General features: G+C 63.7%; 16 protein-coding genes. 10 read left to right on the top strand and 6 right to left on the bottom strand.

The window, feature by feature from the left end; translation table 11 throughout:
* Positions 1 to 70: 70 nt before the first annotated feature.
* Entirely contained in the window at positions 71 to 2,530 is a 2,460-nt protein-coding gene (locus MJ601_RS05870; protein ID WP_242124278.1) for a TonB-dependent receptor, read from the top strand.
* Entirely contained in the window at positions 2,530 to 3,669 is a 1,140-nt protein-coding gene (locus MJ601_RS05865) for a glycerophosphodiester phosphodiesterase (RefSeq protein WP_242124276.1), read from the top strand. The genes MJ601_RS05870 and MJ601_RS05865 overlap by 1 nt, the downstream gene beginning before the upstream one ends.
* 49 nt (positions 3,670 to 3,718) lie before the next feature.
* Here the strand turns inward: MJ601_RS05865 and MJ601_RS05860 are convergent, their stop codons facing one another.
* The 5 genes from MJ601_RS05860 to MJ601_RS05840 all read right to left on the bottom strand — a co-directional run bounded on the left by MJ601_RS05860 (position 3,719) and on the right by MJ601_RS05840 (position 10,297).
* Positions 3,719 to 4,336, bottom strand: coding sequence for an SDR family oxidoreductase (locus tag MJ601_RS05860; RefSeq protein WP_242124274.1), 618 nt, complete (start codon positions 4,334 to 4,336; stop codon positions 3,719 to 3,721).
* A complete protein-coding gene (locus tag MJ601_RS05855; protein WP_242124272.1) occupies positions 4,336 to 5,214 on the bottom strand; it encodes an SDR family oxidoreductase in 879 nt (292 codons plus the stop codon). Before MJ601_RS05855 ends, MJ601_RS05860 begins: the two co-directional genes overlap by 1 nt.
* A gap of 96 nt (positions 5,215 to 5,310) precedes the next feature.
* Entirely contained in the window at positions 5,311 to 6,228 is a 918-nt protein-coding gene (locus tag MJ601_RS05850; RefSeq protein WP_242124270.1) for an N-acyl homoserine lactonase family protein, read from the bottom strand.
* The gene (locus MJ601_RS05845; RefSeq protein ID WP_242124267.1) at positions 6,218 to 7,966 is read right to left on the bottom strand and encodes a class I adenylate-forming enzyme family protein; all 1,749 of its coding nucleotides are present in this window, start codon (positions 7,964 to 7,966) and stop codon (positions 6,218 to 6,220) included. Before MJ601_RS05845 ends, MJ601_RS05850 begins: the two co-directional genes overlap by 11 nt.
* Before the next feature lie 21 nt (positions 7,967 to 7,987).
* Entirely contained in the window at positions 7,988 to 10,297 is a 2,310-nt protein-coding gene (locus MJ601_RS05840; protein ID WP_242124265.1) for a TonB-dependent receptor, read from the bottom strand.
* A 221-nt stretch (positions 10,298 to 10,518) separates the two neighbouring features.
* Between MJ601_RS05840 and MJ601_RS05835 the strand changes: the two genes are divergently transcribed.
* The 3 genes from MJ601_RS05835 to MJ601_RS05825 all read left to right on the top strand — a co-directional run bounded on the left by MJ601_RS05835 (position 10,519) and on the right by MJ601_RS05825 (position 14,014).
* Positions 10,519 to 11,175, top strand: a complete 657-nt coding sequence (locus MJ601_RS05835; protein ID WP_242124263.1) for a TetR/AcrR family transcriptional regulator — start codon at positions 10,519 to 10,521, stop codon at positions 11,173 to 11,175.
* Between the two features lie 105 nt (positions 11,176 to 11,280).
* Positions 11,281 to 12,627 (top strand): spinster family MFS transporter, encoded by a 1,347-nt coding sequence (locus tag MJ601_RS05830; protein WP_242124261.1) that lies wholly within the window; start codon positions 11,281 to 11,283, stop codon positions 12,625 to 12,627.
* A gap of 13 nt (positions 12,628 to 12,640) precedes the next feature.
* Positions 12,641 to 14,014: a phosphotransferase gene (locus MJ601_RS05825; protein ID WP_242124259.1), complete on the top strand. Its 1,374-nt coding sequence runs from the start codon at positions 12,641 to 12,643 to the stop codon at positions 14,012 to 14,014.
* A gap of 24 nt (positions 14,015 to 14,038) precedes the next feature.
* Here the strand turns inward: MJ601_RS05825 and MJ601_RS05820 are convergent, their stop codons facing one another.
* Complete coding sequence (locus MJ601_RS05820) at positions 14,039 to 15,073, bottom strand: AraC family transcriptional regulator (protein ID WP_242124257.1); 1,035 nt, start codon at positions 15,071 to 15,073, stop codon at positions 14,039 to 14,041.
* Positions 15,074 to 15,200: 127 nt separating this feature from the next.
* Between MJ601_RS05820 and MJ601_RS05815 the strand changes: the two genes are divergently transcribed.
* The 5 genes from MJ601_RS05815 (at position 15,201) to MJ601_RS05795 (ending at position 20,236) form a co-directional block, all read left to right on the top strand.
* Positions 15,201 to 16,721 carry a 4-hydroxyphenylacetate 3-hydroxylase family protein gene (locus MJ601_RS05815; RefSeq protein ID WP_242124255.1) on the top strand — a complete coding sequence of 507 codons (1,521 nt, stop codon included), beginning with the start codon at positions 15,201 to 15,203 and terminating at the stop codon, positions 16,719 to 16,721.
* A 170-nt stretch (positions 16,722 to 16,891) separates the two neighbouring features.
* Positions 16,892 to 17,767, top strand: a complete 876-nt coding sequence (locus MJ601_RS05810) for an alpha/beta fold hydrolase (RefSeq protein WP_242124254.1) — start codon at positions 16,892 to 16,894, stop codon at positions 17,765 to 17,767.
* A gap of 103 nt (positions 17,768 to 17,870) precedes the next feature.
* The gene (locus MJ601_RS05805; protein ID WP_242124252.1) at positions 17,871 to 18,926 is read left to right on the top strand and encodes an NAD(P)-dependent alcohol dehydrogenase; all 1,056 of its coding nucleotides are present in this window, start codon (positions 17,871 to 17,873) and stop codon (positions 18,924 to 18,926) included.
* A 234-nt stretch (positions 18,927 to 19,160) separates the two neighbouring features.
* Positions 19,161 to 19,457 (top strand): hypothetical protein, encoded by a 297-nt coding sequence (locus MJ601_RS05800; protein ID WP_242124249.1) that lies wholly within the window; start codon positions 19,161 to 19,163, stop codon positions 19,455 to 19,457.
* Between the two features lie 98 nt (positions 19,458 to 19,555).
* Positions 19,556 to 20,236, top strand: a complete 681-nt coding sequence (locus tag MJ601_RS05795; protein WP_242124247.1) for a nitroreductase — start codon at positions 19,556 to 19,558, stop codon at positions 20,234 to 20,236.
* Positions 20,237 to 20,238 lie beyond the last annotated feature (2 nt).

Raw genomic sequence — 20,238 nt, 5'->3', positions numbered from 1 at the left:
ACTGTCACGCCTTTCGCCTAGGCGTCCGCGCAAGCGTGCAAATCGGCACGCCATCTTAGGGGAATCACCGATGATCGCTTATCCGACCTTCCGGGGCCGGCTGCTGGCTGGCGCCGCCATTCTGTCCGTCTTCGCTTCAGCGCCTGCCCTTGCGCAAACACCTGCGGACGCCACTTCGGCAGAGACGGCCGCTGCCGCAGCCGATGACGGCCATTCCGAAATCATCGTGACGGGCGTCAAGGCGACCCGTTCGGCCACCGCCATCACCACGACCGAGATCCAGAAGATCCTGCCCGGCGTCGCGCCGTTCAAGGCGATCCAGACCCTGCCGGGCGTCATGTATGTGACCGCCGACCCGTGGGGCAATAACGAGCAGAACGCTTCGCTCTTCATCCACGGCTTCAGCGGGCAGCAGCTCGGCCACACCTTGGACGGTGTGCCGCTGGGCGACCAGAGCTACGGCAATTTCAACGGCCTGTCGCCGCAGCGCGCAATCATCTCCGAAAATGTCGGCAGCGTCGTGGTGGCGACCGGCGCGGCGGAACTGGGCATCGCCTCCACAAGCAATCTGGGCGGCGGGATCGAGAATTTCTCCAGCGACCCGCGCGAACAGATGGGCGCGCAGATCAACCAGACGCTCGGCAGCTACGACACGTCGCGCACCTTCCTCCGCCTCGACAGCGGCGTGTTCGGTAATGGCAACAGCGGCTATGTGTCGGTGCTGCGCCAGCGTGCCCGCGCCTGGGACTTCAACGGCATCCAGAAGGGCTGGCAGGTCAACGCCAAGTTCGTCCATGACGACAGCAACGGCAAGCTGACCGCCTATTTCGCCTATTCCGACAAGCAGGAACCCAATGAGGACGCAACCACCGTCTTCAAGAACCCGGCCAATGCCGCCCAGGCCTACCAGCCTTATACCCGTCCCTTCTTCTATCCCGATTTCAACGCCGCCGTCGCCTATCTGGACGCGAACGGCAATGTGCCGGCATCCCAGTCCGTGAACTACCGCAACTATTACAGTGCGGCACTGCGGACCGACTATCTGGGCTATATCAAATATCAGGCGCATCTGACGGACGCGGTCGACTGGTCGACCCAGGTCTATTATCATCATAATGACGGCGCAGGCATCGTCGCCGGGCCTATCACCGTCGCAGGCCTGCCGACGCTGTTCTCGCTTTATTTTCCGGGGCAGAATCTGAAGCAGGCGACCGGCAATTCGGGCTACGCCATCCGCACGACCGAATATCGCATCGACCGGGGCGGCGCGATCTCGACCTTGGATGCGACGCTGGGCAACCACACGCTCCAGGCGGGTATCTGGTATGAATATAACAGTTCGGCCGCCTATCGCCGCTGGTATGCGCTGGATGTGACGCGGGCGGACGACTACAAGCCCTATGTCCGCCCGACCAACCCGCTCTTCACCCAATATGGCAGCGAGATGCGCACCAATGTGCTGCAATTCCATGCACAGGACGCCTGGCAACTGACGCCCAGCCTGCTGATCCAGGGCGGTTTCAAGTCCAGCCTCCAGTTCGCGAGCGGCACCTTCCCGGTCCAGCCGATCATCGGATCGCTGCCCGGATCGTCGAGCGCGCTTCCTGAAGGCGAGATCAACACCAAGCGCTGGTTCCTGCCCGCTATCGGCGCCAAATGGGACATCACCGGCAAGGAGCAGCTCTACGTCAACGTGCAGAAGAATCTGCGCCACTTCCAGCCCTATGGCGGCGGCGGCGTCACGCCCTGGAGCACCGGCAGCCAGGCGGCGTTCGACAATCTGAAGAATAACGGCCGTCCGGAAACGGCGTGGACCTACGAAATCGGCTTCCGCAGCAGCCGGACGATCAACACGGCATTCCTGACCGGCATCGACGCGCAGGTGAACTATTATCATGTCGATTTCCACGACCGCCTGATCGGCATCACACCCGCCGCAGCGATTGGCGGGATCGGCGGCGGCGGCATTTCCGGCGGCACGCCTTCCGTCTTCAACGTCGGCAGCGTGAAGACCGACGGCGTCGACGCGGCGGTGACGCTGCGTTTCGGCAAGGCATTTTCGCTCTACAACGCGCTGTCCTACAATCGGTCCATCTATGACAGCGATTACAGCACAGTGACCGGCCAGGCGACGGGCACGCGGATCGGTGGCTTCGCCACTGTGGGCGGCGTCGTGCCGACGGGCGGCAAGCTGATCCCGGTCAGCCCGAAATGGATGAACAAGACCGTCGCGACGCTGACCATCGGCGATTTCGATGCGCAGCTTGTGGGCGATTATGTCGGCCGCCGTTACGCGACCTTCACCAACGATGCCTGGGTCAAATCCTATTTCCAGGCGAGCGCGCGCATCGGCTACAAGCTGCCGTCCGGGCTGATCGGGCTCAAGAAGGCGGAGATCAGCCTGAACGTCACCAACCTGTTCGACGAAAAGGGTGCGGCGACCGTGCAGGCAAGCGCGAACACCAACAATTACAACGTCTATCCCATCCCGCCGCGCCAGTGGTTCGGCACCCTGTCGGTGGGCTTCTGATGGCCGCGTCGCTGTCCCGGCGCGGCCTGCTGCGCTCGGCCGCCCAATTGCCGCTGCTGGGCGCGGCGGCCGCGACGGGGGTGGCGAATGCCGCCTCCCTCACGCGCGACGGGGGGCGCAAGCGTCCGGTCCTGCTCGCCCATCGCGGCTGTTCGGCGCTTCGGCCCGAACATACGCTGGGTTCCTATGCCAAGGCGATCCAGGACGGAGCCGATTTCGTGGAGCCGGACCTCGTGCCGACAAAGGACGGGGTGCTGGTCGCGCGCCATGAAAACAACATCGCCGAAACCACCGACGTCGCCGCGCATCCGGAATTCGCCGGCCGCAAGACCGCCAAGACGATCGATGGCGAACAGCAGGTCGGCTGGTTCACCGAGGACTTCACCTTCGCCGAGCTCAAGACGCTGCGCGCCAAGGAAAGGCTGGGGGCCATGCGGCCGGAAAGCCAGAGCTATGACGGCCAGTTCCAGATCGTGTCGATGGAGGAGATCGCCGATTTCGTGGCGGCGGAATCCGCCGCGCGCGGCCGCACCATCGGCCTGATCCCGGAGATCAAGCATCCGACCTATTTCACGGGGATCGGCCTGCCGCAGGAACAGCGCTTGCTCGATATCATCGGCCGCAGCGGCTATCTGTTGCGCGCGCCGCTGATCATCCAGTCCTTCGAGGTCGGCAATCTGAAAGCGCTGCGCCAGAAGACCGCGTCCATGTCCCATATCGGGCTGATGCAGCTGATCGGTGATCCGCGCCAACCCCCACCGGATTTCGCCGCGCAGGGCATCGGGCGGACCTATGGCGCGCTGCTGTCGCCGGAGGGGCTGGCGGAGATGGCGACCTATGCGACCTATGTGGCGCCGCATGTGCGGATGGTCATCCCCATCGGACCCGATGGGCGGCTGACGACGCCAAGCGGGCTGGTCGAAGCCGCGCACAAGGCGGGGCTGCTGGTCGGGATATGGACCTTCCGGCCGGAAAATCATTTCCTGGCCGCCGACTTCCGGAACGATGCGGGCGATGCCGCGCGCAACCCGGCGGGCAGCATCGCGGAGATGAAGCGCTATATCGCCACGGGGCTGGACGCCTTCTTCACCGACGACCCCGCATTGGGGAAGCAGGCTATCGACGAAGCGATGGCGTGAGCCACCGGATGCGGGCTGCAAGACAGCCCGCATCCGATCGTGCCTGCGGTCAAACCTCGTCGATGCCGGTGATCGTCCCGGTCACATAGGCGGCGTAATCGCTGAGCAGATAGGCGGCGAGGCTGGTGAGCGAGGTCTGCTGCGGCTCCGTGCTGCCCTGATAATCGGCGACCACGCGCGAAGCGATGGCGTTGACGCGGATGCCGTCGCGCGCCCATTCCACCGAGAGCGACTTCACCAGATTGTCAAGCGCGCCATGCGCGGTGCCCGCCATGCCCTGTCCGGCCTCCACCCTGTAGGGGGGCATGAGGTAAAGGATATTGCCCGGCATGTCGGCGGCCAGCAACCGGCGGGTGAATTCCGCCGCATGGAGGAAACGGCCGTCCAGATCGGCGGAGAAGGTCGCCCGCCACTGTTCCATGCCGATCTGTTCGGACGAGATGGTAGGCAATGGCGTGCCCGCATGCACCAGCAGGTCGACGGGGCCCGCGGCATCGAATTGCGCAGCCACTTCCGGCAGATCGGCAACGGCGGCGCCACGCACCGCCCTGGCCCCGGCTGTCTCGAGCGCGGCGGCAACGGCATCGAGGGCGGCGCCTTCGCCAACGGCAAGGGCACGGCGTCCCTCCAGCCAGGCGGGAAGGGCGATGAGCTGGGTCGCGGCCATTACATGTCTCCCCAGATGACTTCGCGTTCGCGCGGAGGGATGAAGTCGGGGCTGGTCAGGGTGCGGCGCAGGCGGTCCGCCGCGTCGATCACCAATGTCTCGCCGGTGATCCCGGCTGCGAAGGGCGAGCAGAGAAAGGCTGAAATCCAGCCGAATTCATGCATGCGGCCCACGCGCGCGATCGGCAGCATCGCGCCCAGCCGGACATCCTGATCGGCATTCTGCCCATTCACCGAATGGGCATGGGGGAAGAAGCCCGCCGCCACGCAATTCACGCGGATGCGATGCTGCTTCCAGTCCTGCGCCTGGGTCGCGCTCATCGTCGCGATCGCCGCCTTGGCCGCTGCGGAATGGGCGTCTCCGGGAAAGCCGGTCCAGATATATTGCGCGGAATTGTTGACGATGGCGCCGCGCCCGCCCGCCGCGATCCGGCGCCGCGCAAATTCCGTCGAGCAGAAGAAGGTGCCGTCAATGGCGATGCGGGTGATCGAACGCCACTGGCCCGCGCTCATGCCCTCAGCCAGAACGGGATAATTGCCCCCCGCATTATTGGCGAGGATGGTGACGGGGCCCAATTCCGCCTCTGCCCGGTCGAACACGTCGGCGATCTTTGCAGGGTCGCGGACATCGGCGCCGACGGCCAGCACTTGCCCGCCCATGGCGCGCAGCTTTTCCGCGCCCTGATCGGCCTTTTCCTGCGTGCGGCCGAAGATGGCGACCTTCGCACCCGCCTGGACGAAGGCGCTGGCCATGGCGAGACCCATGCCCGATCCGCCGCCGGTCACGACGGCGACCTCACCGTTCAGGGTTCCCGCGGGTAGCGGGGGACGATCGACGGGCGGTGCCTCGACCACCTTATGATGCGGGGGAATCGTCATTTCTCCTGTCTCCTCGATAGCGGTCGGCGCCTTCTCCATGGCCGGGGCAGACTGAACAAGCCCCGGCGTGCAGGCCGATCGCGAAAAATGGGCGTTTCAGTCGTACCAGGCGGGCGACTTGCGCGCGTTCCGGAAGAAGGCCGTGCTGTGGCCGATCCAGAGCTGCGAATGCGTCCGCGCCGCGAAATCGGCCAGCGCCCGGCGGGATTCGGGCGTTCCGCTGTGCCGCTCCCGTTCCGGCATGCGGTCCTTCGTCAGTTCCTCCTCATAATGATAGAGGTCGCCGCTCAGAATGACGCCGCCGGTATGCGCCAGCTTCACATAGAGCGATTGATGGCCGGGGGTGTGGCCCGGCGTCGCCTTGAGTATGACGGTGCCGTCGCCGAACACATCATGATCGCCATCATAGAGAATTTTGCGGGAATGGGCGAGCGCGGCATAGTCGGCCAGGCTGAAGGTCGCGCCCTTTTCGAACATGTCCGCATATTCGGCGCGCGGCGTCAGCCATGTCGAACCGGCGAACATGTTGGCATTGCCGACATGGTCGAAATGGCCGTGCGACAAGGCGAGATAGGTGATGTCCTCCGGCGCCAGGCCGATATCGGCCAATTCGCCGCGCAGGCTCCGCATCTTGATCTGGCCCCAGCCGAAGACGCTATGCTCATAGGCGGGCCTGCCCACCAGCAGATCCGAAAGCCCGGTATCGTAGAGCAGCACCCCTTTGGGATGAATGACCAGATAGCAGGTGACTGGCATGTTGCTGTCCGCCACTTCGTCGCGCGTCAGGCCGAAGGCTTCGGGACGGTTGGTGGTGAGATAACCGCAATCGATCACATAGAGGCGCGGCGTGGTGACGCGGGGCAAGGGCGCGATATTGGGCCGCGACGGCGGTTGCGGCATGGCCTGCGCAGGCCTGGTCTGTGCGGTGCCGACGCTCGAACCGCCCAGCGACGCCGCCAGCAGGGCCATCATCCTCACCATGCGCCTGCCCTTGCCCTGTCGTTCACCTGCCATGCCTGTTCCTCCCCTCACTTTCCAGCCCCTTCGCGCGGAGGGGTGCCACCTCCGGCCTATTGTGGAGCCTCGCGATCAGCTGTTCACGCAGGACGTTGCGCCGAGGTTTTTCGGCGGCGTCCGTACGCGGCACATCCTCATAGTCCATTATCACCACGATCCGGGGAATCTTGTAGCTGGAGATTTCCTCGCGCAACCGCGCTCCTATTCCGGCGCAGTTGATCTGGTGTCCATGTTCCGGAACCAACACCGCCGCAACGATCTCCCCCAGCTTGATATCCGGCAGGCCAAGAACGATCGCCTCACGCACTTCCGGAAAGTCGAGCAGCGCCGCCTCGACTTCGGCCGGGGCGACATTGGCGCCGCTGGTCTTTATCATGTCCTTGGCCCGGCCATAGAAATAGAGCAGATCGTCCTCGTCGATCATGCAGCGGTCGCCGGTGGGGAAGAAGCCATCCCCTGTCATGATCTCATGCCGTTCCTTCTTCACATAGCCGCGCATCAGGCCGGAACCGCGAAGCTGGAGTTCGCCCACCTCGCCAGGACCAAGCGGCTCGCCCGTGTCGAGGGAAACGATCCGCCGTTCGATGCCCGGCATGGCGCGGCCCCAATGGCCAGCCTTGCCCAATGGGGTGGGCTTGCCCTCCTGATCCGTGCTGTGGGTGCCGAAGGTTTCCGTCATGCCCAAGGTTCCGCCCATCCGGCGGTCCGGCGGTATCGGCTCGCCCGTATCGGCATCGCGATGGGCGACATAACCGTTACGGATGAAACCAAGATCGATACCCTCTTCCTCCGCCGCATGCCGGATCGCATGCAGTTGCGCGGCGACGGGGAAGATGCCGGTCACATGATCGCGGACCAGCATGGACAGAATATCCTCGCCGCTGAGCGATGCGGGAAAACACAGGCAGGCGCCATTGTTCATCACCGGCAATATGCCCCAGATGAAACCGCCCACCCAGAAGAAGGGCATGCCGCAATAGAAATTCTCGCCCCTGTCGATCAGCGTATAGGGCGCGAAATTCCATCCGTTGCGCATGGCCGGGCCATGCATGCAGATGACGCCTTTCGGCTCGCTGGTGGTTCCGGAGGTGCAGATGATGAGCATGTCGTCGGCAGGCGATACGGCGGCTTCCATCGCCGCGACGATCCGGTCATCGGCCTGCGGCGTGGCGGATGCCGCGCGATCCAGCGCGTCCCACCCCTGCATCGCCCAGGGCCGGGCCGGGCCGCCGACCACCACGATCCGGCGCAGATAGGGGGCATCGGGCAGGAACAGCCGGTCCTGCCCGGACCGGTCGGCCAGCATCGGGAAAGCCTGTTCGATCCGCTGCTGGAAATCCGCCTTGCCGAAACTGGCCGAAACCAGCAGCGTGTCGATATCGTTGTGCCGCAGCGCCCACTGGATTTCACGGCGCTGGAAGAGCGTGCTCAACCCCACGGCGACGGCGCCGATCCGGCAGATCGCCAGCCATGCGAGCACCCAGTCAATGCCATTGGGCATCATGATGCCGACGCGGGTGCCCTTTGCTATGCCCATGGCGATCAGCCCGCGCGACAGTCGACGCGATTCCGCATCCACCTGCGCATAGGTCATCACCCGCCCTTCGTCCCGCAGATAGGGCAGGTCGCCGAACCGGGACAGGGCATGGGCGAACACCGCCGGGACGGTGGCGGCGACCGGCAGTTCCCCCCGGATTTCATGCGGCCGAGGCTTGCTTTTCCAGTCGTCGCTCATCGCCTTCCTCTCCCTGTCCGTTCAGAAGCGGATTTTCAGCGACCCGCCATAGGTGCGCGGATTGCCCATGATGGCCTCTGTCTGGCCAAAGGATGTGGACGCCAGCGCATCGTTAATCTGCGTGAGATAACGCGCCTTGGTCAGATTGCGGACATAAAGTTGCAAGTCGACCGCGCCGCCCATGACATTCGCCCATTCGAGCATGCCGTCGATGACATGGCGCGAATGCAGCACGGTCTGCGGCCGGACCGTTTCCGTGATCGGATCGAAGGAGGTCACGTCCTGCGCGACGGTGTCGGACTGATAATATCCGCTGCCCTGGATGCTGACCCGCCCTGTCCTTTCGCTGTCGATCAGGGCATAGCGCGCCAGCCAGGTCACGGTATATTTGGGCGCCCCGGCAAAGGGCGCGCGGGAATAATCGAATATCCGGCCACCCGGTCCGGGCGCGAAGAATCGCTTATACTGCGCGTCCGAATAGGAAAAGCTGCCCGACAGGGTGAGCCTGCCATAATCCAGCGTGCCGTTGGCCTCGACGCCCTTGATCGTCGCCTTGGCCGCGTTGACGAAGAAGACGGATACGATCGGCTTGCTGTTGTCGGTCAGTTGCCGCTGGATGTCGTTATATTTGTCATAATAGCCAGCCAGGGCATAGGTGAAGCGTCCGCCGTCGAAGCGCAGCGTCCCCTTGGCGCCGATTTCGAAATCGTCGACCGTTTCGGGGGCATAGGGTTGCGCCTCGAACGGGTTGTAGGCGGTCAGGGTGAAGCCGCCGGAGCGGTAGCCGCGGCGATAGGTGCCGTAGAGCAGCAGGTCCGCGCTGGCCTTCCAGTCCAGCGTCGCCGTCCAGGTGGGGCGGCGATAGGATATGCTGCCTTCCCGGACGCAGGGCGACAGCGCCACGCCATTGGCGTCCACAAGTCGGCAATTGGTCGTCGGCGCGAGGAACGCCGATCGCCAGGCGACTTCGCGCTTGTCGTAGGTGTAACGCGCGCCGCCGGTGAGCGAGATTCCCGATTCCCCGAAATGATAGGTGGCCTGTGCATAAGCGGAATAGCTGGTGTTGGTGATCGGATCGGCAATGGTGTTGGCGATCACGCCGGGTTGGGCACTGGTGAAGGGCACGCTCATGCGGTTTTGCGTGCGCTGGCTGGAGGCATTGTCTTCCTTGAAGAAGAACAGACCCGCAAAGTATTCCAGCTTCCCGTCCATTGCCTTTCCGGACAGGTTCAACTCGTCGGAATATTGATGCCCGCTATCGAGGGTGTTGATGAAATAGGAATTATACTGGTCGCCATCGATGTTGAAGCCGATGGCCGACCGGACGCGACGATAGCCGAAGATGTTCTTCAGCGTGACCGCACCCGCCTCCAGCGTGGTGATATTGGAAACCGACAATGTGTTCACATCGGTGCCGCCAGGCACCACCGATGCGGTCGTGGTCCAGAACGCGCTATTCTGCAACAGCGTGAACTGTGTCATCTGGTCGCGATAGATCGCGCCCGCGCCGAGCGGGTTGACGGCGGCCAGCTTGAATACCGTGCCGTCATCTCTCTCGTCGAAGCCGTTGACGACCAGCAGGTTGGTCAGATTGTCCGTCGGCTGCCATCGCGCGGAAAACCGCCACGCCCTGGTGTCCAGATCGCCGATCCTGCGCCCTTCGGTCGTGCTGTAGAAATAGCCGTCATGGGCGCTGTACTTGCCGGAGAAGCGGAGTTGAAGGCTGTCCGATACCGGAAGGTTCAGTACAGCCTCCATATCCCTCGCGCCGAAATTGCCGAGGCCGATCTGGGCATAGCCCTCTAGCCGGTCGGTCGGCGGCGCGCTGGTGATCAGGACAGCGCCCCCGGTCGTGTTGCGCCCGAACAATGTGCCCTGCGGCCCCTTGAGCACCTGCACCGAGGCGATGTCGTAAAGGGCGCCGTTCAGGCCCTGGGTGCGGGCCTGCGGCACTTCGTCCAGATAGACGCCGACCGACGCGTCATAGGTGCCGTTGTTGAGCTGCTGCCGCTGGGACCGGATGCCGATCGTCAGGTTGCTGCCGCCATAGACGGAGGTAGTGACGACCATGCCCGGAGCGGCGCGCGGCAGATCTTCGGCGCGCACGATGGACTGACGTTGCAGTTCCGCGCCCTCCACCACGGAAATCGCGACCGGCACATCCTGCAACCGTTCGCTGCGGCGGCGCGCGGTGACGATGATGTCGCCGATATCGGCTTTGCTGATTTCAGTCCCGGCTGCCTGATCCGCCAGCGGGCGGGCCAGGGCATGGGGGGCGATGACTGTGCTCGACAACATGGCCGCCGCAACGGCGGATATCTTCCTGGACATCTCCGTACATCCTCATCCCTTTGCCGGGCGCGAATTCATTCTTCCGCCGCGCCTCGACCATCCGGGTTCCACATCCGCCCTTCCGGATGGATGGTCCGGACATGCTCCCAATCTTCAGGGCTAGAGATAATTAGACAGAGTGTCTAGATAGTTCGTGACAAGATGCGATTTGCAGGTTTATGGGAAAATGGAAATTCCGAATTCAATGGACGCATCAACCCATGGGACAGGATAGCGAGCGCCAAAGCCCGGACGTTGATCTGGAACCGGCATCGCGACTGGAACGGCCCCGGCAGCGAGCCCGCACCCATGCCCGGATCATCCGGGCCGCGCGCCGCGAGTTCATGGAAAACAGCTATTTCGACACCAGCGTTTCCGCCATCGTCAAGCGGGCTGGGGTCAGCCGGGCGGTCGCCTATCTGCATTTCCGCGACAAGCGCGACCTGCTGGAAAAGACGATCCGGCACCAGATCGCGATTTCGCAGCGACTGCTGACGCGCGCCAGCCTGCCGCCCTATCCGCAGGAATCCGATCTGAAACGCTGGGTCGCGCGCTATGTGCGGACCATCTCCAAATCGATGGACGGCGTCCGGCTGGTCCATCTGGGTTCCTATATCGACCTTGACCTGGGCGCCATATCCTATCGGGTGCAGCAGGCGGACCTGCTGGCTATGGCGAAGAATATTCCGGCCTTTCGCATCACCGACGCCGATGGCCATGTCGATGAAGACCGGGTCGTCGAACTGAACCTTATCATCTGGGAAGCGGGACAGGTCGGACTGGCGGGGGGCTATGGCCTCTGGCCCGAAAAGCGCATCGCGACCGCGGAACGGAAGCTTGTCGAACAGTTGATGGAGTTCATACGCCCCGATCGCTAGCACCGCATAAGGCGCAATCAAAATGACAAAATGGAGAGGATGTGTGCCTTGAAAATTCTACCCGATGCTCGGGCAAAACAGCCCGTTCACTATCCGGCGGGCCGCATGGCGGCCTGGCTTTCGCTGCTTCTCATCATCATTCTTTACGTCGTCTCCTTTGTCGACCGGCATATCATCGCGCTGCTGGTCGAACCGATCAAACATGATCTGGGTCTGAGCGACGCGCAGATCGGCCTGCTTCAGGGCATGGCTTTTTCGATCACCTATGCGCTGGCCGGGCTGCCCATCGGCTGGCTGGTCGATCGCTATTCGCGGCGCACGATCATCTTCTGCGGCATTGTCGGCTGGTCGATCGCGGCGATGACGACCGGGCTTTCCCGCAATTTCTGGCAGATGTTCGCTGCGCGAGCGGGCGTTGGCGTTGGCGAGGCGACACTGGCCCCGGCGGGCCTTTCGCTCATCAGCGATCTGTTTCCCCGCGAAAGGCTGGCGACGGCGCTTTCCTTCTACACGGCGGGCAGCAATATCGGCGGCGGGCTGGCCTTCATGATCGGCGGACTGGTGGTGGGCGGCCTCGCCGCCAGTCCCACTGTCGAAGCACCCCTATTTGGCACTATCGCATCCTGGCAGGCGGTGTTCATGATCGTGGGCGCGCCCGGCCTGCTGTTCGCCTTTCTGGTGCTGGCGATCCGGGAGCCGCGGCGCGGCGCGCGGACGCAAGGCGACGGTCCCGACGCCGCCTCCTTCCTGCGCGCCCTGGGCCAGCGGAGCGGCGTGCTGGCCGCGCACTGGACGGCCTTTCCCATCCTGGCGCTCTGCACCTATTCCACCTCGCTCTGGGTGCCGTCCTGGTCGATGCGGCAATTCGGCTGGACCGCACAGGAAATCGGCCTGCTGATGGGTTTCAGCAACGGCATCCTGGCCGTGGGCGCGAACCTGACCAGCGGATATCTGACCGACCTCGCCTTTCGGCACGGCATGCGCGATGCGCATTTCCGCATTCCGGCGATCACATGCAGCATCGGCACGGCCATCTGCATATTCGGCCTTGTAGGCATATCGTCCGGGACGGCGGCCGTCTGGGTAGTCATATTGGGCGCGACGATTCAGATGGCTTATGGCGGTGCGGCCTTTTCCTCGCTGCAACTGGTGATGCCGCCCCAGATGCGCGGGCGGGCCACGTCGGTCTATATGCTGATCCTGACGTTGGTCGGCTTTGGCATCGGTCCCTTCGTCGTCGGTTATCTGGCGGACAATCTGTTCGGCAACAGCACCGGCCTCGGCAAGTCGCTGGCGCTGACGCTGGGCGTCGCGACCTGCATCGCCGTGCTGATCCTGCTTTCCGGGCGTCGCGCGCTGCGTCACGCATTTGCCGATGCTGAGCGTGAAGCGGCGACCCTGCCCGCATCCGCGCCATGTTCTGGCCCATCCGGGCGCTATGCGACACATTAAGGAGATGAAAAAAATGGACTTTGAAGCGATCATTCCGCCCGACGCCGAAGTGAAGCGGATATTGGAGGCCGAGATGCCGGGCCTTACCATCCTGAAGATGGACCGGCAGACCCGCTGGCGGCCGCAATGGTTCATGGACGTCGAATGGAAAGGCGAGCGGACGAAACTGGTCCTGCGCGGCGAGCGCCTGCAGGAGCAGGAGCAGCCCCTGTCCGATGAAGTGAAGTTTCACCGCATGCTGGAGGAACGCGGCATTCCGGTGCCCAATATCTATCACTGGTCGGATGCGCTGAACGCCGTCGTCATGAGCTTCGTGCCGGGCAGGCAGAGCCTGGTGGGAGAGGAACCGGCGGTGCGGGACCGCATCGTCGACGAATATGTCGAGGCGCTGGCGAAGCTGCACAAGCTGGACCCCCAGCCCTTTCTCGACGCGGGCATCCGCCAGACGACCGGCTCGCTCAACCAGATCATCAAATATCGCGAGACCAAGACCCGGCCCTATCCCTTCATGGAGTTCGGCATCGGCTGGATCGAGCGGCATCCCTGGCGCCAGCTCGACCGGCTGGTGCCGATCGTGTCGGACAGCGGCCAGTTCCATCATGCCGATGGCCATCTCCAGGCGATCATCGATCTTGAGTTTGGCGGGCTGGGCGACCCGCTGGAAGACCTGACGGTGTGGCGAATGCGCGACACGCTGATCGACTATGGCGATTTCCACCGCATCTACGGCTATTATGAGGAACTGACCGGCGATACCGTCGACATGGAAACGGTGAAGCGGATGCATATCGCGGCTTGCTTCGGCAACGAGCTGATGTTCGGCAATGCCGTGCGCGATCCGCTGCCGGAAACCGACCTCATGACCTATATGCAGTGGGACAGCGAGACGAGCCTGATGGCGACCGAAGCGCTCGCGGAATATTATGACATGGAACTGCCGACGATCCGGGTGCCGGAGCCGGTCGATCTGGCCGAGGCGGCGACGCATGGCTATCTGGTGCAGTTGCTCTCGCGCCTGCGGCCGGAGGAGGCCTATCTCCAGGAGGAGTTGCGGCGCGGATTCCGCACGGCCCGGCATCTTCAGCGCGTCGCGGAGATTGGCGACCAGATCAAGGCCGACAATCTGGACGATATCGAACAGGTGACGGGCCAGCGCCATGACGGCTGGCGGTCGGCCGAGGCAGCGCTGGAGGCGTTCGTCCTCGCCGACCGCGAAAAGGGCGAGCATGACCGCGCGCTTATCTGGCTGTTCCATCGCATGAACCTGCGCACGCATATGCTGATGGGGCCGATCGGGTCGAAGATGGCGACCCATTATGTCTGCCAGCGCTTCGATGGTGGACCGCGGATCAACACGGCGGATTTCGCGGCGCAGCGGCAGGGCTGAGACGTTGGGCCGCAGGTTGGCCCGTCAGCCCGATGCGGGGTGACCGCCTTCCTCTTCCGGGCCGGGGATGACCCGGCCCCGCCGATAGGCGGACGGGCTGCATCCGAACCATTCGGAAAAGGCACGGGTGAAGGAACGGGGTTCGGCATAGCCGAGATCCCAGGCAATCCGTTCGACGCTGCGGTTGCTGGTGGTGAGCCAGCGCAGCGCCTTGTCGCGACGCACATTCTGACGCAGTGACGACAGGGTGGCACCCTCCGTCTTCAGCCGGTGCGCCAGCTTTTCCGGCGCGATGGAGAGCGCTTCGGCAAGCCGGTCCAGGGGCAGTGCGGGATCACGGAACAGCAAGGACCGGGCACGCAGCGCCAGGCCGTTGTCGCTCGCCGGGATGGTCATCAACTGGACCGGCGCGGCAGCGATCATCTCCCGCAATTCCTGCGGGCTGCGCCGGATCGGCGCATGCAGCACATGGCGGTCGAGCAGCAGGCGGCGCCGGTCCGTATCGAAGCGCCGCTTGCCTGGGAACATGTAGCGGAACTCCTCTTCGGCCTCGGGCGCGGGGCGATAGTCGAATTCGGCCGACAGCATCGGCACCGTCTCATTGGCGAGCCAGCAGGCGAGGCGATGCCAGATGATCATCCAGAATTCGCTGAAATAGCGTTTGGGATCGAGTTCGGGCCGGTCGAAGCGGACGGTGACGGCCAGCCCCTCCCCGCCGTCCTCCACCTGCGTATGAATGCCGTCATTCAGGATGTTGTAGAAGCGCGCCGCCCGCATCAGCCCGTCGGCCACCGTCTCGCACTCCAGCGCCAGTTCGCAGGCGAAGGCCAGCGCCCCGGGCCGCACCGGCAGGGCGGTATAGCCCATCCATTCATCGTTCAGACTGTTCCAGACGGCACGCACCAGCCCCGCCATCGCGACCGCGGAGCCACGCCAGCCCGGCGTGTCGAGATCGGCCCTGCAAAGCCCCGCCTGCTCCAGCAGCGCATCGGCATCCACGCCTCGGCGCTCTGCGCCCTCGGTGCAGACGCGAAAATAATAGCGGCCGATGGTGGCCATGGCTTCACCCGTTGTTGCGCGTCACTTTTCAGATCTGGTGATTTCATATCGCGCAAACTGACCTGTTCCGCAACCGGCCCGCGCCGTAGAAACGCATTCAGCAGAGGATAGCCCGAGGAACCCCATCATGAACGCCATCGTCAAGCACCCGAAGGAAGAGTCCGCCGAACGCCGTTGGTCGCGCTTCAAGCCGATCCGTTCGGGCGCGGAATATATCGAGTCGCTGCGTGGGCGCGGCACGACGCTCTACCTGTTCGGCGAGCAGATCGAGGAACCGGCCGACCACCCGATCATCCGCCCGTCGATCAACGCGCTCGCCATGACGTACGACCTTGCCAATGAAGATCCGGAACTGGCGACCGCGCATAGCGACCTGATCGACGCGCGGGTCAACCGCTTCCTGCATATCGTCGGAAGCCCGCAGGACCTGGTGATGAAGAACCGGATGCAGCGCCGCATGGGCCAGCTGACCGGCACCTGCTTCCAGCGCTGCGCGGGGCTGGACACCATCTCCGTCCTGCATTCGATCACCTACGACATCGACCAGAAGCACGGCACCTCCTACCACCAGCGCTATCTGGAATTCATGAAGCACGCGCAAGCCAACAACATCATCGTCGGCGCGGGCATGACCGATCCCAAGGGCGACCGGTCCAAGCGCCCGTCCGAACAGGCCGATCCCGACCTGTTCCTGCACATCACCCGCCGCACCGAGACGGGCATCTATGTGAAGGGTGCCAAGGCGCATATGACCGGCGGCTGGAATTCGCACTGGATCGCGGTGATGCCGACCATGAACCTTGGCCCCAATGACAAGGATTATGCGGTGGTCGGTCTGGTCCCCGCCGATGCGGAGGGCATCACCTATATCTACGGCCGCCAGTCCTGCGACACGCGGGCGATGGAGGCGGGCGACATCGACAAGGGCAATGCGCGCTTCGGCGGGCAGGAAGCGCTGGTCGTGTTCGACGAGGTCTTCATCCCCAACGAACATGTGCTGATGGACGGCGAATATGAATTCGCGCAGGAGATGGTGGCCCGCTTCACCAGTTATCACCGCGCCTCCTATGTCTGCAAGACGGGCCTGGGCGACGTGATGGTCGGCGCGGCGGCGGCCATCGCCGAATATAATGGCGCGGACCAGGCCAGCCATGTGAAGGACAAGCTGGTCGAAATGACGCATCTCAACGAGACCATCTATTCCTCCGCCATCGCGTCGAGCCATGAGGCCAAGCCGCTGCCGTCGGGCATCTACATGAACGACGGGATGCTGGCGAATGTCTGCAAGCATAATGTCACCCGATTCCCCTATGAGATCAGCCGTCTGGCGCAGGATCTTGCCGGGGGCCTGATGGTGACGCTGCCCTCGGAAGCGGATTTCAAGAATGATGTGACCGGCCCGATCCTGGAAAAATATCTGAAAGGCCGTAACAACATCCCGGTCGAGCATCGCCAGCGCATGCTGCGCTTGATCGAGAATATGACGCTGGGCCGCAATGCGGTGGGCTATCTGACGGAATCGATGCACGGCGCGGGCAGCCCGCAGGCGCAGCGCATCCAGATCCTCCGCCAGATGGAGGTCGAGCGCAAGAAGGGCTATGCCGAGAATCTGGCGGGCGTCGAGCGGGGCGAAGACCGCAAGGACTGAGCCGCTTACGCAAACCCAAGGGATGACAGGCGCCGCCGGATTCGATCCGGCGGCGCTTTTGCTTGAACGGCCCCCGGTACTCAATGTGCATGAAGGAATCGCCGCTTCGGCTTGACGGCCACACCGTCGCGGCACATGGCATCACCAGAAACTATTCAGGACCGCCGCCCATGCCCGTCGAAGATTACGGCCCCACATCCCATCATTTCGTTTCCCAGCGGCTGCGGCTTCATTATCTCGACTGGGGCAATGCGGATGCGCCGACGCTGATCCTGCTGCACGGCAATCTGGACCATGCCCGCAGCTGGGACGATGTGGCGCGCGCCCTGCGTCATGACTGGCATGTGGTCTGCCCGGACCTGCGCGGCCATGGCGACAGCGCCTGGTCGCCGGACGGCGCCTACAGCATGCCCTATTTCACCTACGACCTGGCGCAGTTCATCCGGCAGCTTGGCGACGAACAGGTGACGATCGTCGCGCACTCGATGGGCGGCGCCATTGCCGTCCGCTACAGCGCCATCTATCCGGAAAAGGTGCGCAAGCTGGTGTCGATCGAGGGGCTTGGCCCCTCCCCGACCCTGTTCGCCACCCAGGCGGCGGTTCCCGCCACGCAGCGCTGGCGCGAATGGCTGGAAAACCGCCACGCCGGCGCAGCCCTGACCCCGCGCCGCTATCCCGACATCGACACGGCGCTCAAGCGGATGCGGGAGGCGAACGCGCATCTGACCGAAGCGCAGGCGCGGCATCTGACCATCCATGGCGTCATCCGCAACGAGGATGGCAGCTATGGGTGGAAGTTTGATCCCATGGCACGCAACCATACGCCGGTCGAGATCCGCGAGGAGGAGCAACATGCCTTGTGGAACGCCGTCGAATGTCCGGTGCTGCTGGTCTATGGCAAGGATAGCTGGGCATCCAACCCGGAAATGGACGGGCGCGCCAGCCATTTCCGCCACGCGCGCACAATCGCCTTCGACAAGGCCGGGCACTGGGTCCATCATGATCGGCTGGACGGTTTTCTGGAGGAAGTCCGGTCCTTCATTTGAAGCCGGGGTTCATCTTCGTGCTGGATTGCTGAAATGTTACTAGGTAAGACAGGTTAAGCCGGCTCGACAGAACGGACGGCCTTCACCTTTCAGAGAGGTTCCCATGACCCAAGCCATTGGCTACGCCGCAAAGGACGCGCAATCCCCGCTGGCGCCCTTCCATTTCGAGCGGCGCGACCTTCGCGACGAGGATGTCGCTATCGAGATACTCTATTGCGGCGTCTGCCATTCCGACCTGCATCAGGCCCGGAACGACTGGCATAGCAGCATGTACCCGCTGGTACCCGGCCATGAGATCGTCGGCACGGTGACCGCCGTCGGCCCGAAGGTCAGCAAGATGGCGGTGGGGCAGAAAGTCGCGGTCGGCTGCATGGTCGACAGCTGCCTTTCCTGCGACCAGTGCGACCGGGGCATGGAGCAGATGTGCCGCAAGGGCGCGACCATGACCTATAATGGCAAGGACCGGCAGACCGGCGACCTGACCTTCGGCGGCTATTCGGACCATATCGTCGTGCGCGAGGAATTCGTGCTCACCGTGCCCGATTCGCTCGACATGGAACGCGCCGCGCCGCTGCTGTGCGCGGGCATCACCACCTGGTCGCCGCTGCGCGAGTGGAAGGTCGGACCGGGCAGCCGGGTCGGCGTGATCGGCCTGGGCGGACTTGGACATATGGCGGTCAAGCTGGCCGCGGGGCTGGGCGCCGATGTCACCGTCATCACGACGTCGCCGGAAAAGGAAGCTGATGCGCTGAAACTGGGCGCCAACCGGGTTCTCCTGTCGAAGGATCCCGAAGCAATGAAGAAGGGGCGCTCGAGCTTCGACCTCATCATCGACACCGTGCCGGTCGCCCATGACATTCAGCCCTATCTTCCGCTGCTGGACGTCGAAAGCACGCTGGTGCTCGTGGGGGCGATCGACATGCTGCCCAGCTTCCATTCCGGGCATATATTGGGCGGGCGCCGCCGTATAGCGGGATCGCCGATCGGCGGCATTGCCGAAACCCAGGAACTGTTGGATTTCTGCGCGGAAAAGAACATCCTGCCGGAATGCGAGACGATCGCCATTCAGGACATTAACGGCGCCTATGAGCGGATGGAAAGAAGCGACGTCAAATATCGCTTCGTCATCGATCTGGCGAGCCTGTCCGCCGATCGCTGACCTCGCGCGGATGAAATCGCGCCGGATTGCAGCGCACATTTCGTAACGCTTTTGCATCGATCGCGCCCGGCTCCGCTTTCGCGGCGGAGCCGGGCGCCGTTCGTCGCAATCTGCAATCAGGGGTGCAAAGATTGCAATCCGAAACTGTATTGCAGCCCTAGCCGAATGCGGTTACGGCCACTTGTCTAACCAACTTGGGTATGAAGCCCAGCTAACTAATTGGGGGTTATAGAGATGCGTTATCTTGCAGCCATGGCTGTCGCAGTCCTCGCCGCGAGCGCGAGCCATGCAGCCCAGAATTCCGACAGCCCGGCAACCGCGGCTCCGGCAGCCGCGCGCGTCGCCAAGGTCGGCGACGTCCTGCGCGACTCGGGTGCGGCCCGGCTGGGCGCCGTGACCCGCGTCATGGCCGACGGTTCGGTCCAGATCATCGTCGGCACGCGCTTCGTCGTCGTCCCGGCTTCGACCCTCAGCGTCACCGATGGAAAGCTGACCACGTCGCTGTCGCGCCACGAAGTCAGCAAGCTCTGACATCCATTGACATCGCCTCCCGCCCGCAGGTGGGCGGGAGGGCTGTCTTTCGGGAGGAGCCACCGACACCCTTCCGCGCTTTGAGGATTCCCACGATCATGCCCCAGACATGGGCCACCGCCTTCGACGAAATCATGCGCGAGCGGCGGTCGATCCGAGGGTTCCTGCCCGATCCGGTTCCCGATGCGCTGTTGCGGCATATATTGGAAACGGCGCAGCTTTCGCCTTCCAATTGCAATGTGCAGCCCTGGGTGGTGCATATCGTTTCGGGTGCCGAAGCGGAGCGGGTTCGCGCCGCGCTGCACGATCATGCCAAAACCGGCGCTGACGTGTCGCCGGATTTCCCGCTGACGGGGGCCTATCCGGGCGAATATCGCACGCGGCAGATCGACGCGGCCAAGGCCCTGTTCTCCGCCACGGGCGTCGAGCGCGACGACAAGGCTGCTCGCACCGAAAGTTTCCTGCGCAATTTCCGCTTCTTCGACGCACCGCACGCCGCCTTCATCTTCCTTCCCGAATGGGCGGCGATGCGCGAAGCGGCCGACGCAGGCATGTATGCACAATCGCTGATGCTGGCGCTGACGGCCAATGGCCTCGCTTCCTGCGCACAGGGCGCGCTCAGCCATTATGCTGATATCGTTCACCGCGAACTGGGCATAGGTCCGGAACTGCGCCTGCTGTTCGGCCTCGCCTTCGGCTATCCCGATCCCGATCATCCCGCCAACGACGCGCGCACGACGCGCTCGACGATCGACGACGCGATCCGGTTCCACCGATAAGG

Origin of the sequence: Sphingobium trunci (assembly GCF_022664535.1) — a bacterium.
Taxonomy (GTDB): domain Bacteria; phylum Pseudomonadota; class Alphaproteobacteria; order Sphingomonadales; family Sphingomonadaceae; genus Sphingobium.
This window is presented reverse-complemented; position numbering and strand designations above follow the sequence as displayed.

Excerpts from the sequence above, each read along its gene's own strand:
- MJ601_RS05870 (WP_242124278.1), top strand. The coding sequence starts at position 71 with ATGATCGCTTATCCGACCTTCCGGGGCCGGCTGCTGGCTGGCGCCGCC.
- MJ601_RS05865 (WP_242124276.1), top strand. The coding sequence starts at position 2,530 with ATGGCCGCGTCGCTGTCCCGGCGCGGCCTGCTGCGCTCGGCCGCCCAA.
- MJ601_RS05860 (WP_242124274.1), bottom strand. The coding sequence starts at position 4,336 with ATGGCCGCGACCCAGCTCATCGCCCTTCCCGCCTGGCTGGAGGGACGC.
- MJ601_RS05855 (WP_242124272.1), bottom strand. The coding sequence starts at position 5,214 with ATGACGATTCCCCCGCATCATAAGGTGGTCGAGGCACCGCCCGTCGAT.
- MJ601_RS05850 (WP_242124270.1), bottom strand. The coding sequence starts at position 6,228 with ATGGCAGGTGAACGACAGGGCAAGGGCAGGCGCATGGTGAGGATGATG.
- MJ601_RS05845 (WP_242124267.1), bottom strand. The coding sequence starts at position 7,966 with ATGAGCGACGACTGGAAAAGCAAGCCTCGGCCGCATGAAATCCGGGGG.
- MJ601_RS05840 (WP_242124265.1), bottom strand. The coding sequence starts at position 10,297 with ATGTCCAGGAAGATATCCGCCGTTGCGGCGGCCATGTTGTCGAGCACA.
- MJ601_RS05835 (WP_242124263.1), top strand. The coding sequence starts at position 10,519 with ATGGGACAGGATAGCGAGCGCCAAAGCCCGGACGTTGATCTGGAACCG.
- MJ601_RS05830 (WP_242124261.1), top strand. The coding sequence starts at position 11,281 with ATGGCGGCCTGGCTTTCGCTGCTTCTCATCATCATTCTTTACGTCGTC.
- MJ601_RS05825 (WP_242124259.1), top strand. The coding sequence starts at position 12,641 with ATGGACTTTGAAGCGATCATTCCGCCCGACGCCGAAGTGAAGCGGATA.
- MJ601_RS05820 (WP_242124257.1), bottom strand. The coding sequence starts at position 15,073 with ATGGCCACCATCGGCCGCTATTATTTTCGCGTCTGCACCGAGGGCGCA.
- MJ601_RS05815 (WP_242124255.1), top strand. The coding sequence starts at position 15,201 with ATGAACGCCATCGTCAAGCACCCGAAGGAAGAGTCCGCCGAACGCCGT.
- MJ601_RS05810 (WP_242124254.1), top strand. The coding sequence starts at position 16,892 with ATGCCCGTCGAAGATTACGGCCCCACATCCCATCATTTCGTTTCCCAG.
- MJ601_RS05805 (WP_242124252.1), top strand. The coding sequence starts at position 17,871 with ATGACCCAAGCCATTGGCTACGCCGCAAAGGACGCGCAATCCCCGCTG.
- MJ601_RS05800 (WP_242124249.1), top strand. The coding sequence starts at position 19,161 with ATGCGTTATCTTGCAGCCATGGCTGTCGCAGTCCTCGCCGCGAGCGCG.
- MJ601_RS05795 (WP_242124247.1), top strand. The coding sequence starts at position 19,556 with ATGCCCCAGACATGGGCCACCGCCTTCGACGAAATCATGCGCGAGCGG.